This is a genomic window from Mucilaginibacter lutimaris, assembly GCF_042676625.1.
GTDB lineage: Bacteria > Bacteroidota > Bacteroidia > Sphingobacteriales > Sphingobacteriaceae > Mucilaginibacter > Mucilaginibacter lutimaris.
Genome location: NZ_JBHTIA010000003.1, coordinates 19,529 through 35,005, shown reverse-complemented (window position 1 = coordinate 35,005; position 15,477 = coordinate 19,529). Strand labels below are relative to the sequence as shown.

Below are 15,477 nucleotides of genomic sequence, written 5' to 3'. Positions count from 1 at the left end.
TACAGGAGCCTTTGTTACTTAAGATAACGTTCTTTAATGATATCAAAGTGATAAATTTCGTGCCCGGCGGTTAAATAAACCAATGCGCCCACTTTAACCAGCGCCCCGCTGGCAACACCGCTGCGCCCTAATTGCTCTTCACTAAACGACCTGAATAAAAACAGTGTGGCTTCTCTTACCGCCTTAAATTCATCGGCAAGGCTCTGGATGCTGCGGCTGTTAAAATCTGTACTTAACACGTAAGTCTCCTGGTCAAAACCCGGCAGGGAGATATCTTCGCGCGAGAACACGAACGCGCGGTAGGAGAACACCCGCTCAGTATCTATCATGTGCCCAAGCACCTCTTTTAACGTCCACTTACCTTCGGCATATGCATACATAGCCTGCTCATCGGTCATGTTATAAAACAGGTTATGCGTTTGGGCCTGGTTATTGGCTAATACCTGCAAAACATCGGCACCATCGGGCACTTTATTTACGTATGCGGCCGCATAGGGCGCGTACTCGTCAGATCTTGGCTTGCTTATCATATTTTACTGTTTTTAAAACTATCCGGAATGTAGTGCCTTTACCTATCTCGCTATCTTTAACAAATATTTGCCCGTTATGGTAGTTTTGGATTATACGCTTGGTTAACGACAATCCTAACCCCCAACCACGCTGGCGGGTAGTGTACCCCGGCTGAAACACCGTATCAAACTTAGACCGCGGGATACCTTTCCCAGTATCGGTAATATCAATAAAGATCTGCTTTTTTTGTTTGCTGCCGTGTATTTGCACCTTAATACTGCCTGTGCCATCAATAGCATTTACCGCGTTTTTTAGCAAATTCTCCAGCACCCAATCAAATAGCGGAATGTTTAACCCGGCAACCAGGCGGCGGTTACCGGTAAGCTCAAAACTAATTTTGTTGCTCACACGTACGCTAAAGTAGTCTACAAAATCTTTCACTACCTCGTAAACCGGGTTGTCTTCAAGTTGGGGTTTAGAACCAATTTTAGAAAAACGGTCGGCAACTATCTCCAGCCGCTTTACATCATTCTCCATTTCGGCCATCAGTGGGTCGTCTTCGGCGTTAAACTTATCTTTAATAAGCTCTATCCATGCCATTAACGATGATATGGGCGTACCCAGCTGGTGCGCGGTTTCTTTTGCCAAACCCACCCAAACCTGGTTCTGTTCCGATTTTCGCGACGAGCTGAATGCCGTGTAAGCCACCAGTAAAAAAATAGCGATAACAGACAGCTGAATGTACGGGAACATTTTTAATTGCGTAAGTAAAGGCGAATCTTTATAGTATACGAGCCAGGTTTCGTTTAAAACAGTAGTAAGCTTAATAGGTGCATGCTGCTTTTTCATGTAAGCAAGCTCGTCCTTAAAATACTGCGGGTCGTAAGTTAGCTTGCGCTGCTTTAACTCTTCTTTATCATACCCCAGGAAGGTTTTGGTTGGGTCGAGGCCACGGGTAAATAGAAAATCGCCTTTAGCATCAGTAACAAGGGCCGGCACCACTAAACTATCCCGTACAGATAACACGTACGATAAGAAATCGTTATCGTAGGTGTTACCAATTTGCTTCATGCTAAGTGCCCAAACCTGCGCGCGTGTACGCTCTGACCGGGCGATATTTTTAACCAGATAACTTGTATAAAAGACCGACCCGCTGGCAATAACCACTGCAAAGGCAAGCAAAAAATATTTCCAGCGGCGTTTCTGTTGGTACGGGTTCATATATAGATGCTCAAATAACGGAAAATTTTTCCGCTTGATGAATTGGGCTTCGCAGGCGTATTATTTTACCCCCGCCTCTATCTGCTCAATTACGGCAGACAGTTCTTCGGCACGTTTATCCCAGGTATTGCTTTCGGCAGTTTTTAAACGCGCTTCCCGTTTTGCAGGCGTGTCACCAGCAATTTCAGATCGCACATATTGCAAGAACACCTCTTTATCGTCGGTTATCTTAATAAGTGAAGCAAAATCGGCAATATCACCAAAGGCGGTACTAACTACCGGCAGGCCGGCTGCCAGGTATTCGTTTATCTTCATGGGGTAAATTCCTTTTGTAAAATCATCCTTTACAAAAGGAATGATACCAACCGAAAAACTTTGCAGGTATGGCGGCAATTCCTCGGGCATTTTAGGCCCTTCTATTTTTACATTCGGGTACTTTTTAAGGATGCCTAACCCACGTTCGCTCAAGATACGGCCAACAAACACAAATTCCGCATCGGGCATACCGGTAAACAGGTGGTGCAGCAGGTCGTAATCGCTTCGGTCGTCAACAGTGCCTACGTAACCAACCACCTTTTTGCCTGGGTTGGGTACGCTGTTAAACCCATTTTTGAACAGATCTACCTTTACGGCATTTTTTACTATGAAGCACTGTTTGGTGAGGTCCTTTTTACTGTTATACAATCCCTGCGAGGTTACAATAGTAGCATCAACCATTTTTAAAAAGCCCTCTTCAAGCCGCAGGCCATGCCTGGCAAGCCAATAGGGCGCGCCTTTTATCTCGTCGTAACAATGGTATATAAGGGTTTTCTCGCCAAATGTACGGCCTGTCATGAGCCCCATGCCGGGGTTAAACGAGGTAAAGTTGATCAGCTCGTTCTGCATGTTCAGTTTCCTGAGCGCTTTTTTTACCACGCGCCGCAGTAGCCAGGCATTAAATTTTAACAGGTTATTATATAATTGGCCCTGGGGTAAAAAGTTAACCGGGAAAACCAGCGGAGGGAACAAAATATGGACGGTACCACCATTGTCTGTTGTAATGGTGCGGATACGGCTCTTTATACCGAATACTTTTTTAAAATCTATTTTGTCCTTATCACTTACCCCGGCAAGGGCATCTTTATAAGTATAGGCATTCTCTACAAACAAAATGTGGTTTTGGGCAGACAAAACCTTCATCAGTTCAACAACCGCTTTAATATAATTACCGTTCCATTCGGTACCGCTAATGCATAGTATATTACGGTTATTTAACATAGGTGATGTATTTGTTACTAAACTAATAATAAACTTGTTGTTTTGCCTTGTTGTACGATAAATAGAGATAATTGTTCTAATCATACGGCTTTATCTTCTTTAAAATCCATCTAAAACATTTACCTTTAAAAACGGTAAATAAGTCATCGTTTCATTAATAAATTCCGATAAAAACATGTCCGGTAATAAATTATACGTTCATTATGGCTGCGGGCAAACAGCCCCTCCCGAATGGAAAAATTTTGATGTATCGCCAACGCTTGTCATACAAAACACACCGGTTGTAGGTTTTTTGTTAAAGAAAAGCCTGGGGCAGGTATTTGATAAAAATGTACAATACGGCGATATTACAAAAGGTTTGCCCGGTATAAAAGATGGTACCGCAGATGGGGTTTATTGCTCACATGTGTTGGAGCACATGTCGCTGGAGCACTTTAGGATAGCGCTGCGCAATACTTATAAAATGCTTAAGCCGGGCGGCATCTTCAGAATTATTATGCCTGATCTGGAAACACTGGTGAGAGATTACATTACCGATAAAGACGTTAAGCACGACCCTGATGCATCCATTACGCTTATTAAACGAATGATGATGGGGGTTGAGGTGAGGCCACGCAGCTTTAAAGCAGTTACTAAGCACTTATTTGGCTACCTGGAGCATCTTTGGCTTTGGGATTGGGAGTCGACCGAGAAGGAACTGCGCGAGGCTGGTTTTACCAATATCCGCAGATGCGAATATAACGACTCTGCCGACCCGATGTTTAAACTGGTAGAAAACCCTAAACGCTGGGAGCTGGTTGTAAAGTTTGAATGTATTAAATAAAGGCGTTGGCATAAACAGAAAAACTATACATATTGCCGCAATGTTGCTAATATTACATTTTTAAAATCAGCCGGCAATGAAACATTATGGCCTCATCGGTTATCCGCTTTCACATTCCTTCTCTAAAAAATACTTTACCAAGAAATTTTTAGCAGAAAATATCACGGATTGCACATATGAACTTTACCCTTTAGAAAACCTTGCCGACCTGCCAAACCTGCTGCACCAAACACCTGCTCTTTGCGGCCTTAACGTAACCATTCCGCATAAAGTAAACGTTTTACAATACCTGGACTGGATAGAGCATGACGCTAAAACCGCGGGCGCGGTTAATTGTATCCGTGTTACCTCCGAAAGCCCCTTGGAGGCTGCGTTCTCGGGCGAAGTTGGCATAAAAGGCCACGATTTTAGGCTGGAAGGATATAACACCGACATTTATGGTTTTGATATGTCATTAAGCCCGCTACTTACCGATAAGCATCAAACAGCCTTGATACTTGGCGATGGCGGCGCTGCAAGGGCCGTAAAATGCGTGTTAGAAAATAAAGAGATCCCTTACAAATGCGTTACCCGCAAACCCGTAGCCGGTAATATTTTATTTAGCGATTTAACCGTAAAAGATGTGGCCGATAATAAACTTATCATCAATACCACACCCATTGGTACCCACCCCAATGTTAACGAATGCCCGCCCATACCTTACGAGGGCGTAACAAATGATCATTTGTTATTTGACCTGGTTTACAATCCCGAACAAACACTCTTTCTTAAAAAAGGCGCGAAACAAGGGGCAGCTACAAAAAACGGATATGAAATGTTAGTATTGCAAGCCGAAAAGGCCTGGGAAATATGGAACTCAAAACAAAAACATCCGTGAGATATTTGGCGCTTTTAATGCTGGTGCTTTTTTTAGCTGCCTGTGGCGGCAACGCCGATTATTCACCTAAGCCGCGTGGGTATTATCGTATCGTTTTTCCGGCTAAGGAATATCGGCCATACACCGAAGGCTGTCCTTTTACATTTGATTACCCTAAATACAGTACAATAGAACCCGACAGATCAAAGGACGCGAAACCATGCTGGCAAAACATCCAGTTCCCGCAGTTTAACGCTACGCTGCATTTAAGCTACCAGCCAGTTACTTCGAAAAAAGAATTTAACCAGTTGATAGAAGATGCGCACAAACTGAGCTTTAAGCACACCATTAAAGCCACCTCTATTGATGAAGGTGTAATAGCATACCCCGACCGCAAGGTTTATGGAATTTATTATACTATTGATGGCAACGCGGCATCATCGGCGCAATTTTATTTAACCGACAGCACTAAGCATTACCTGCGCGGCGCGCTATATTTCAACTCCGAACCAAGGCTCGATTCGATCCAACCTGTTCTTAATTTTATTAAAAAGGATATGGATGTAATGATCAAAAGTTTTAGGTGGAAATAAGCAGAAAGCTTAAAGACTAAAGCTCAAAGCTATTAATGGAAAAAAGCTTTCGGCTTTCACCTTTCCGCTTTAAGCTTAATTAACCTACTTTTGCAACATGGCTACCGTTAGATCATTTGTAAATAACCCCTACCAGGAAAATACCTATATATTATTTGACGATACCGGCGAATGCGCCATCATAGACCCGGGTATGTACACCGCTGCCGAGCAAAACACGGTCACTAATTTCATAAAAGATAATAACCTTAAGCCTGTTTTGCTTTTAAATACCCACTGCCATATAGACCATGTACTGGGTAATAAATTTGTATTTGAGCAATACGGCCTAAAACCACAATTTCACGAAGGCGAATCGGATACTTTGGCCGCCGTTGTGGCCTATGCCCCATCAATGGGTTTCAGGTACGAGCCATCGCCCTTGCCGGACACCTACCTGCCGGAAACAGGCATGGTTGAGTTTGGCAATACCGAGCTTGAACTGATATTTGCGCCAGGCCATTCACCGGCGCATTTATGCTTTTATGATAAAGCAGCCAGCATCCTGATAGGTGGCGACGTATTGTTCCGCAACAGCATTGGCCGCACCGATCTGCCCGGCGGCGACTTTAGCACCCTGGTAAAAAACATTGAAGAAAAACTATTTGCCCTGCCCGATGATTGTACTGTGTACCCCGGCCATGGCCCCGAAACAACAATAGGTTACGAGAAGCAAACCAACCCATATTTGTAACACAAAAGCATTTGAACACCTCTGTTTATATAGCCAAAAGGTACCTGTTCTCTAAAAAACAGACGCATGCCATCAACATCATATCGGGTATATCAATACTGGGTGTGCTGGTAGGCAGCGCGGCGCTCATTATTATTCTTTCGGTATTTAACGGGCTGGAGAGCGTTATCCTTTCATTATACAGCAACTTTACGCCTGAGCTTAAAATTGAGCCGCGCATGGGTAAAACATTCGACCCAAATACCCCTTATTTTAACGCCTTGGGTAAAGATAAACGCGTGGCATCCTACACGCAGGTGCTGCAGGAAAAGGCGTTGATCCGCTATGCCGACCGTTCTTTTATTGCCACGGTAAAAGGTGTAAGCGATGATTTTTTAAAAGGCCGCACTTTAGATAGCACCATACAGTTTGGCTCGTTCACCTTAAAAGATAAAGGCGAAAATTACGCGGTAATAGGCGCAACCGTGCAGGGCAGTTTAGGGGTAAGTATCAAAAACCAGTTTGTAGGCTTGCAAATATTCTCGCCAAGGCGGAATGCGGGCAACTCTACCGACCCCATGAACGATTTTGTTTTCCGTACTATTCAGCCATCGGGGGTATTCGGTATCCAGCAGGATTTCGACGATCTGATCATCACCCCGATAGAATTTACCCGCGACCTGCTCGACCAGCCCAACCAGGTATCGTCACTGGAACTTAACTATAAAAAAGGCACAAACCTGGATGAAGTGCAGGAAGCAATTGAAGACCGCATAGGTAAAAGCTTTACGGTGCGTAACCGCAAGGAGCAAAACACCGAGCTATATAAAACCATCAACTACGAGCGCTGGTCGATATTTATGATCCTGACCTTTGTACTCATCATTGCCATTTTTAACATTATTGGCTCCCTCACCATGCTGGTGATAGATAAACGGAAGGATATTGCCATACTCACCAGCCTTGGCGCCGATAAAAACCTGATAAGACGCATCTTCTTCTTCGAGGGGATGATGATCTCTTTCATAGGTTGCATAATAGGCCTGGCTTTGGGTTTAATTGTTTGCCTGATACAGAAGCAGTTCGGCTTTATCAAAATGGGCTCGGCGCTATCCGTGCTTGATGCTTATCCCGTGGCATTTAAGCTAAGCGACATTGGTTTGGTATTTTTAACCGTAACGGTGATAGCTGTTATTGCATCGGGCATCAGTTCCAGCCTGAGTGTTAAAAGGCTTGATGAAATAAAAACGGATCTTTAAAAGTGAAAGCAGAAAAGTAAAAGGCAAAAGGTTTTGTCGCCTTGCGAGTTGACTCACCTGCTCCCTCTCCTTTGGAGAGGGCTGGGGAGAGGCTTTTCACCCTCTTTCCGCGCAGCGAAGAGAGGGTCGCGCACGAAGTGCCGCGGGGTGAGTAAAATAGCCGGCATGCTTCCCCCTCTCCTTCGAAGAGGGCCGGGGTGAGGCCTTTTTACCAACACTATTTTGCCACCTACTTTCAATTCATTAGCTTTAACCCATTACCTTCGCTAAACAAATTAAAAACTCATTCGCCTAAGCGGCGTTACTTAATATTATGGAATCTAAACGTCAGCAAAAATTTGCCGGGGTAATACAGCAGGACCTCGCCGCCATATTTCAACGCGAGGGGATGAATTATCTTCCGCATACTTTGGTAACCATTACCAAAGTGAGGGTTACGCCCGACCTGGCCATTGCCCGCATCTTCCTGAGCTTTTTCAACAATACCGATAACCAGGCAGCCCTGCAAACCATAAAGATGCACGCATCCGAGATACGCTATAAGCTTGGCGCACGCATTAAAGACCAGGTAAGGGTAATACCCCAACTGGAGTTTTTTGTGGATGATACCAGCGAATACGTTGAGCGCATGGACAAGATCTTCGAAAAAATAAGCCACGAGCCACGCCAGCCCGATACAGAAGAAGAGAAATAAAACACTATGCTTGCTACCGAAAAATTAGCAGCTTATATTAAAGTCCGCCCCGGTGCCATTGGCAAAGTGGTGGACTTTGATGTTAAAAGCGATAAGCTATACCCGCTTGACCTTACTGCGGCTAATACCGAACTAACCCCCAAGTTAGTTGCCGATACCGAAGCCTTTAGCCGTTGGATCAACAAAAAGCTATCTGACAATAATGCTCGCTACGGCATCGGCGGCTATATGGAGCATCGCACCATTTACAACCGCAGCCCATTATTTAACACCGATGATGAGCCCCGCCGTTTACACCTTGGGCTAGACATATGGGGCGATGCCGGTACGCCGGTTTATGCTCCCTTGGACGGAACCGTACACAGCTTTGCCGATAACGATAACTTTGGCGATTACGGGCCAACCATCATGCTGCAGCACAACCTAGATGGGTTAACGCTATGTAGTTTATACGGCCATTTAAACCGCACAAGTTTGGCGAACCTACAGGTGGGCCAAGCCATCAGCAAAAACCAACAAATAGCAACCTTTGGCAATGCTGCCGAAAACGGCCACTGGCCACCTCACCTCCATTTTCAACTAATGTTGAATATTGGCGACGCCAAAGGCGATTACCCCGGCGTGGGGCAATACTCGCGCAGGGCGGAATACTTGGCCAACATCCCCGACCCTGAACTGATTTTACAATTCGCTGATGCCAACAAAGCGTAACGCTCAATTGTAACTACTTTATTATATCTGCCACCCGATTGCATTTTACACATTAGTGATTATATTTGCGGTCGTAAAAAACTTCATTTTAACAACATAATGAGAGAAATACAATTCAGGGAAGCGCTAAGGGAAGCCATGCAGGAAGAAATGCGCAAGGATGAGAACGTATACCTAATGGGCGAGGAAGTTGCCGAATATAATGGCGCTTACAAAGTAAGCCAGGGTATGCTTGACGAATTTGGTGCAAAACGTATTATTGATACGCCTATCTCTGAATTAGGCTTTGCCGGTATAGGCATTGGTTCGGCCATGAACGGTTTAAAACCTATCATCGAGTTCATGACCTTTAACTTCTCGTTGGTAGCTATCGATCAGATCATCAACGGCGCGGCCAAGATCATGTCGATGAGTGGTGGCCAGTTCTCGGTGCCAATCGTATTTCGCGGCCCAACAGGTAACGCGGGTATGCTAAGCTCGCAGCACAGCCAGTGTTTCGAAAACTGGTACGCAAACTGCCCGGGCTTAAAAGTGGTTGTACCATCAAACCCTTACGATGCAAAAGGACTGCTAAAATCAGCGATATTAGATCCGGATCCGGTTATCTTTATGGAATCTGAATTGATGTATGGCGATAAAGGTGAAGTGCCTGAGGAAACTTACTATATAGAAATTGGTAAAGCAAAAGTAACTAAAGAAGGCAGCGATGTTACCTTAGTTGGTTTTGGTAAAATAATGAAAGTGGTTAACGCTGCCGCTGCCGAACTTGAAAAAGAAGGCATTCACGCGGAGGTTATCGACCTGCGTACCGTACGCCCTATTGATTATGATACCGTTATTGCTTCGGTTAAAAAAACAAACCGTTTGGTAATTGTAGAAGAAAGCTGGCCTTTAGGTTCTATAGCTACCGAGGTAGCATTTAAAGTACAGAAAGACGCGTTTGATTACTTAGACGCACCTGTACTACGCATAACCGGTGGCGACGTACCATTGCCGTACGCCCCTACCCTGATCCAGGAATACCTGCCAAACCCCGAGCGTGTGGTTAAAGCAGTAAAAGAAGTAATGTACGTTGCAAAATAATTGTAACGACTAAATATTGAAAGAGCCTCGCGACGGAAGTAGCGAGGCTCTTTTGTTTCACCGAAATGTAAACCTGCAACCTGCCAACCCACAACCGCAAACTATTCCCCCGCTACGCACGTTATAAAAACATGGCCGATAAAAAAACACTGATACTGGGCGCCACGCCCGACGCAAGCCGATACGCTTACCTTGCCGCCAACCGACTGATGGGCAAAGGGCACAGTATTGTAAACGTTGGTATTAAAACCGGCGAAGTTGCAGGCGTACCTATCGAAAAGCCCGAAACCATCCACACCGATATTGATACCATAACCCTGTACGTAGGCCCGCAAAACCAGCCGCCCCTGTACGACTATATCATCAACACCCACCCCAAACGCATTATATTTAACCCCGGTACCGAAAACGCCGAACTGCGCCGCTTAGCCCACGAAAACGGCATTGCTACTGATTACGCGTGTACTTTGGTGCTGTTGAGCATTGGGCAGTATTAACCTTTTTAAGCAAAAGGTTAACGTCAAAAAGTTTACAGTGTCCCACTTTTTGAGACACTACACGTTGCAAATACGGAACAAACTGTATTACAATAACTTACATTTTTGCAATTTGCAATTTTAGTTAAAGTTTTACTTAGCTATTTTGACAGTAATATATTATTTATCAACCGCTTATTGATTTTTGAATGGGTGTCCCACTTGTCGAAAAACGGGACAGAATGGGACACCTTGTTTNCTTTCACCTTTCACCTTTCACCTTTCACCTTTCACCTTTCACCTTTCACCTTTCACCTTTCACCTTTCACCTTTCACCTTTCACCTTTCACCTTTCACCTTTCACCTTTCACCTTTCACCTTTCACCTCATTTGGTTACCTTAGCATTTTATATCTGCATGAACAAACAAATAATAATTACAGCATCGGTACTGGGTACATTGGCCGTTATTGCCGGCGCTTTTGGCGCCCATGCGCTCAAGGCCTCCATATCAGCCCGCCAGCTGGAAGTTTGGCAAACCGCTGTTCAATACCAGTTTTACCACGTGTTCGCATTACTTTTCCTCTCAACATTCACCCGCTTCAAAAACAGGATAATTGTAAGCGCTTACTACCTTTTTACAATAGGTATTGTGCTTTTCTCGGGCTCGTTATATTTATTAGCCTGCCGCGATCTGCTTAATATGCCCGGGTTAGCTGTAATTGGCCGTATAACACCAATAGGCGGTTTGCTGTTTATTATAGGATGGATATTTTTAGCTTTTGCTGCTTTCAGAAATAAATAATTGCCGATGTTAGAATTTGCCGATGGTTTACAGCCTACCCGTAAAACACTTTTTGTAGAGGTTGTTTTACCGTTGGCCATAAGCCTTAACTACACTTACCGCGTACCCTACGAGCTTAACAACGCCATTGTTGTTGGCAAGAGGGTAGTAGTGCAGTTTGGTAAAAGCAAATTATACACCGCCGTTGTAGCCAATATAACGGAACACGCTCCAGAAAAGTACGAAGCCAAGTATATTATAGATATACTTGATGAGCAACCTGTGGTTACACAGCGCCAGTTGCAGTTCTGGAACTGGATAGCCGAATACTATATGTGTAATGAGGGCGAGGTAATGAACGCCGCCCTGCCCTCTGCCCTAAAGCTGGCCAGCGAAACAAAAATTATGCTTAATAAGGATTTTGAGTATGATAAAACCGCGCTGAACGATAAGGAGTATTTAATAACCGAGGCCTTAGATATTCAGCCCGAACTTACTATTAGCGACATTGCGAAACTGCTGGGGCAAAAAACGGTGATGCCCATCCTTAAAACGCTTTTTGAGAAAAACATCATCAATATATCCGAGGAGGTAAGCGAGCGGTACAAGCCCCGCAAACGCACTTATTTAACCCTTAACCCGGCTTATCATAATCAGGAAGCGCTGAAAGAACTTTTCACCATCCTGGAAAAGCGCGCGCCAAAACAGGCGGATGCCGTACTGGCTTTTATCAAGTTGTCGCGACAGCAAAAGGCAGTTTCAAAAAACGAACTGATCGAGGCAAGTGGCAGCGGCGACTCCAGCATAAAGTCGCTTATAGACAAGGATGTCTTTATTGCCGAAGAAAAAGCGGTTAGCAGGTTAGGATATGACGAGGATGAAGACCAGCTAAGTAATTTTATATTAAGCCCGACGCAGGAAATAGCCCTTGCCCAAACAAAGGAGCAGTTTTTAGAAAAAGACGTAGTGCTGCTGCATGGGGTAACTTCATCCGGCAAAACGCAGATCTATATTAAATTGATAGAGGAGATGATAGCAACAGGCAGGCAGGTGCTTTACCTGCTGCCCGAAATTGCCTTAACCACACATATTATAGAGCGCCTGCGGGTTTATTTTGGCGGCACAATAGGTGTCTATCATTCCCGCTTTAACGATAACGAACGGGTAGAAGTTTGGCAGAAAGTGCTTAACGGAGATTATCAGGTAGTGCTTGGCGCTCGTTCGTCGGTCTTTCTGCCCTTTAATGATCTGGGTTTGTTAATTGTTGACGAAGAGCACGATACCTCCTATAAACAGTTTGACCCTGCACCACGCTACAACGCCCGCGATGCTGCAATTTACCTGGCCAATATTTATAAGGGCAAGGTATTGCTGGGTTCGGCAACGCCATCGTTCGAAACATATTACAATGCCCGTGTGCATAAATATGGCTTTATTGAGCTGGTGGAGCGTTACGGCGGTGTACAATTACCGCTGATAGAAGTTGTAAGCATAACAGAAGAAACCAAGCGCAAAACCATGCAATCGCACTTTAGCAGTGTGTTGATGCAGGATATACAGCAGGCCATTGCTGATAAGGAGCAGGTGATACTGTTCCAAAACCGCCGTGGTTACGCGCCGGTATTAATTTGTAAGGTTTGCGCTTACACACCAAAGTGTATCAATTGCGATGTTAGCCTTACCTACCATAAACATACACACAAGCTCCACTGCCATTATTGCGGTTATAAAGAGGATACGCCCAAAATTTGCCCCGCATGTGGCTCTACGCATTTAGAGTATAAAGGCTTTGGCACCGAAAAGGTAGAGGATGAGCTATCTGTACTGATGCCAAACCTGCGGCTGGCACGTATGGACCTTGATACCACCCGTTCTCGCAACTCGCTGCAAACCATTTTAAATAATCTCGAAGAAAAAAAGATAGATGTTTTAATTGGTACACAAATGGTTGCCAAGGGATTAGATTTTGCCGATGTTACCGTAATTGGCATTATTAACGCCGATAGCCTGCTTAAATACCCCGATTATCGCGCCAACGAGCGCAGTTACCAGATGCTTGCCCAGGTGAGCGGCAGGGCGGGGCGCAGGGGCAAGCAGGGCAAGGTGGTCATCCAAACATACGACCCCAACCACCGGGTGATAAAACAGGTTATTGATAACGATTATAACGACCTGTACTTTACCGAAATGGAAGAGCGTAAAAGCTTTAAGTACCCGCCATACTTTCGCATTATCAGTATGGACCTAAAGCATAAGAATCCGGAGGTGCTATATAACCAGGCCGAGTATATGGCCAACGAATTGCGCAAGCATTTTGGCGATAGGGTGATAGGCCCCGAAGCCCCGCTCATTAATCGCATCCGCAACTATTATATCAAATCTATCATGCTGAAGTTTGAGCGCGATACCATCTCTATTGTAAAAGCGAAAGCCATCATAAGGGAGGTAATTACGCAGTTTCAAACCACTAAACTGAGCAAAGGCAGCGTTATACAACCAGATGTTGACCCTTATTAGGCGCACTTAACTACATTTTCAAGAAACGGCTCTAAAACCGGGTTAAGTATTACTTATTTATAAATAATGTATGTGAAATATATTGTTTATAAAAACATATGAAGTAATTAAAGATTTACGATTTTTCTTTTGGGATAACAGTATCCAATAGCAGGCATATTTATCTACCTACTATTGGGTATTTTTATGGGTTAGTGTATTCGCCTATTGTTCACAGCACGAAATAATTTTATATTTATCACAACTTAAACCCTTAAATATGAAACTATTGCTACTTAAAATTTTCGTTGCCTTATTTCCTCCCAAGGTAAAATATCAGTATGTTAAAATAGATCGCCCGTGCGGTGGTCCGTATTCTTTTAAGAAGTAGACCTAAAACGTTATAAAAATTCGGTTAATATTATCATATGATATATGACTGAATATTATATGCTTTTTAATATCAAAATGGGTTAAAACACCCTAAATAAATAGGGTTATAACTCAGCCTTTAAAAAGCAATTGCATCTACTTTTAAAGCTGAAAACCAGCCTGTTCAAATTAATACAGATAGGCTGCTTGTAGAATATTTAAATCACCATCACAAAAAAAGATCATGAAACCTACAATTAAACTTGCACTTGTATTTAACCTTTTTTTAGGGTTAAGCTTTGTGGCAAATGCACAGGGCCCGGCGGCTACTTCACCGTCTGCCGAATTAAAATACCGCAGAAGCTCGCTACACCTCATCCTGTTAGAATCGGAAGACTTCCCGCGTAAGGATGTAGTTATAAAGGCATATCACGCGGCACCATTTCCGGATAAGTATAACAACCACGAAATAGATCTGAAAAGTATAAACCCTACCCCTTACCTGTTAACAGATGCCGAAAAAGTAGCATCAGGGACTAAGAAAACCGGTATGGCTGCCTTTGGCGCGAATATGCTATCGGGAGCAACCGCCGGCATAGTAGATAAGGATGCTGCCGATATGCCAATAGTAACCGATAAGATAATTAAAGACAAAAAAATAGCCAATCAGCTTGTTGCCAAATGGTTTAACAGGCAGGCCGATGGTTCATTCGATATGAAACTGGTAGGCGAAAGGGGCTCTTATGATGCTACCGAAATGCAGGCCAATATTGCTAAAGGCAGCGCAAGGGGTACCGCCTCTTTAGCCGATGCCGGCGAAGAGCTTATAGGCAACACCTTTGTTGTATTAACCAAGCTAAAATTTGTAAGCAACGAGCCTATAGCGGCTGCAATACGCGAAGTTGCTAAACTTAAAGCTAACAACTTGCCCGCGTTGTTTCAGCCGGCTGCCTACAAAGTGTTGGATATAGCTTATAATAAAGCCAAAGAAGGGTACTCGGTATGGACAACATCTTACCTGTACAAGCTAAAGTGGAACGACTCTATAGCATCTGTTTTTTACAACGACCTGTGGATAGAAAAAGGCAAAATTGATAAAAAACGTATGGCCGCGTTTGATAATAGCAACCTGTTCCAGATGGAATACATAGGCAGCGAGAAATCAAGCAGTTTGGTAACCTTTTCCCTTAAAGAGACCCGCACCGAAGATCAGATAGTAGAACTTGCCACTGTGCGCAATGTGGAGCACGTTTTTGCCAAACTGCAAAAAGCGTACGAAGTGTTTAAGCCCAAAACACCTATTTACTCCGGCGAGCCGGTTACAGCCAAGATAGGTATGAAAGAGGGGCTTGAGGGCGGTGAGAAATTTGAAGTGCTGGAACAAACGGTAGACCCTAAAACCGGGCTGACCACCTATGTTAAAAAAGGTACGGTTACGGTAGATAAAAAACAGATATGGGATAACCGTTTTAACGCGGGCGAAGAATTATCAACAGGTGATAACGACGATAAAAAGAAAGACAAAAAGGATAAAGATAAACCGGCTATTGACCGTACCTACTTTAAAGGCGGCGGTAAATTTTACGCGGGGATGCTTTTGCGACAGATCAAATAACACAAAACCATATAAA

The 15,477-nt window shown here is 44.0% G+C and carries 15 protein-coding genes; 12 read left to right on the top strand and 3 right to left on the bottom strand.

The window, feature by feature from the left end; genetic code table 11:
* Nucleotides 1-14 precede the first annotated feature (14 nt).
* Genes ACFQZI_RS00940 through ACFQZI_RS00930 form a run of 3 tightly spaced genes read right to left on the bottom strand, consistent with a single transcriptional unit; the run spans nucleotide 15 to nucleotide 2,988 of the window.
* Nucleotides 15-530, bottom strand: coding sequence for a DinB family protein (locus ACFQZI_RS00940; protein WP_377137441.1), 516 nt, complete (start codon nucleotides 528-530; stop codon nucleotides 15-17).
* Nucleotides 508-1,731 (bottom strand): sensor histidine kinase, encoded by a 1,224-nt coding sequence (locus ACFQZI_RS00935; protein ID WP_377137439.1) that lies wholly within the window; start codon nucleotides 1,729-1,731, stop codon nucleotides 508-510. Before ACFQZI_RS00935 ends, ACFQZI_RS00940 begins: the two co-directional genes overlap by 23 nt.
* A 60-nt stretch (nucleotides 1,732-1,791) precedes the next feature.
* The gene (locus ACFQZI_RS00930) at nucleotides 1,792-2,988 is read right to left on the bottom strand and encodes a glycosyltransferase (protein ID WP_377137437.1); all 1,197 of its coding nucleotides are present in this window, start codon (nucleotides 2,986-2,988) and stop codon (nucleotides 1,792-1,794) included.
* 175 nt (nucleotides 2,989-3,163) lie between these two features.
* On the opposite strand from ACFQZI_RS00930, the gene ACFQZI_RS00925 reads away from it, so the two are divergent.
* The 12 genes from ACFQZI_RS00925 (at nucleotide 3,164) to ACFQZI_RS00870 (ending at nucleotide 15,461) form a co-directional block, all read left to right on the top strand.
* Nucleotides 3,164-3,811 (top strand): class I SAM-dependent methyltransferase, encoded by a 648-nt coding sequence (locus ACFQZI_RS00925; protein ID WP_377137435.1) that lies wholly within the window; start codon nucleotides 3,164-3,166, stop codon nucleotides 3,809-3,811.
* Between the two features lie 76 nt (nucleotides 3,812-3,887).
* On the top strand, nucleotides 3,888-4,688 hold the full coding sequence (locus ACFQZI_RS00920) for a shikimate dehydrogenase family protein (protein WP_377137433.1): 801 nt from the start codon (nucleotides 3,888-3,890) through the stop codon (nucleotides 4,686-4,688).
* Nucleotides 4,661-5,260: a gliding motility lipoprotein GldD gene (gene gldD / locus ACFQZI_RS00915; protein ID WP_377137431.1), complete on the top strand. Its 600-nt coding sequence runs from the start codon at nucleotides 4,661-4,663 to the stop codon at nucleotides 5,258-5,260. Before ACFQZI_RS00920 ends, gldD begins: the two co-directional genes overlap by 28 nt.
* Before the next feature lie 97 nt (nucleotides 5,261-5,357).
* Nucleotides 5,358-5,993, top strand: coding sequence for an MBL fold metallo-hydrolase (locus ACFQZI_RS00910; RefSeq protein WP_377137429.1), 636 nt, complete (start codon nucleotides 5,358-5,360; stop codon nucleotides 5,991-5,993).
* An 11-nt stretch (nucleotides 5,994-6,004) separates the two neighbouring features.
* Nucleotides 6,005-7,231: an FtsX-like permease family protein gene (locus tag ACFQZI_RS00905; RefSeq protein ID WP_377137427.1), complete on the top strand. Its 1,227-nt coding sequence runs from the start codon at nucleotides 6,005-6,007 to the stop codon at nucleotides 7,229-7,231.
* A 313-nt stretch (nucleotides 7,232-7,544) separates the two neighbouring features.
* Nucleotides 7,545-7,925, top strand: coding sequence for a 30S ribosome-binding factor RbfA (rbfA, locus tag ACFQZI_RS00900; protein ID WP_377137425.1), 381 nt, complete (start codon nucleotides 7,545-7,547; stop codon nucleotides 7,923-7,925).
* 6 nt (nucleotides 7,926-7,931) lie between these two features.
* Nucleotides 7,932-8,636, top strand: coding sequence for a peptidoglycan DD-metalloendopeptidase family protein (locus tag ACFQZI_RS00895; protein WP_377137423.1), 705 nt, complete (start codon nucleotides 7,932-7,934; stop codon nucleotides 8,634-8,636).
* Between the two features lie 99 nt (nucleotides 8,637-8,735).
* Nucleotides 8,736-9,719: a pyruvate dehydrogenase complex E1 component subunit beta gene (locus tag ACFQZI_RS00890; protein ID WP_377137421.1), complete on the top strand. Its 984-nt coding sequence runs from the start codon at nucleotides 8,736-8,738 to the stop codon at nucleotides 9,717-9,719.
* A gap of 131 nt (nucleotides 9,720-9,850) precedes the next feature.
* A complete protein-coding gene (locus ACFQZI_RS00885; protein ID WP_377137419.1) occupies nucleotides 9,851-10,216 on the top strand; it encodes a CoA-binding protein in 366 nt (121 codons plus the stop codon).
* 396 nt (nucleotides 10,217-10,612) lie between these two features.
* Entirely contained in the window at nucleotides 10,613-10,999 is a 387-nt protein-coding gene (locus ACFQZI_RS00880; RefSeq protein WP_377137417.1) for a DUF423 domain-containing protein, read from the top strand.
* Nucleotides 11,000-11,005: 6 nt separating this feature from the next.
* A complete protein-coding gene (priA, locus tag ACFQZI_RS00875) occupies nucleotides 11,006-13,495 on the top strand; it encodes a replication restart helicase PriA (protein ID WP_377137415.1) in 2,490 nt (829 codons plus the stop codon).
* 595 nt (nucleotides 13,496-14,090) lie between these two features.
* Nucleotides 14,091-15,461: a hypothetical protein gene (locus ACFQZI_RS00870; protein WP_377137413.1), complete on the top strand. Its 1,371-nt coding sequence runs from the start codon at nucleotides 14,091-14,093 to the stop codon at nucleotides 15,459-15,461.
* Nucleotides 15,462-15,477 lie beyond the last annotated feature (16 nt).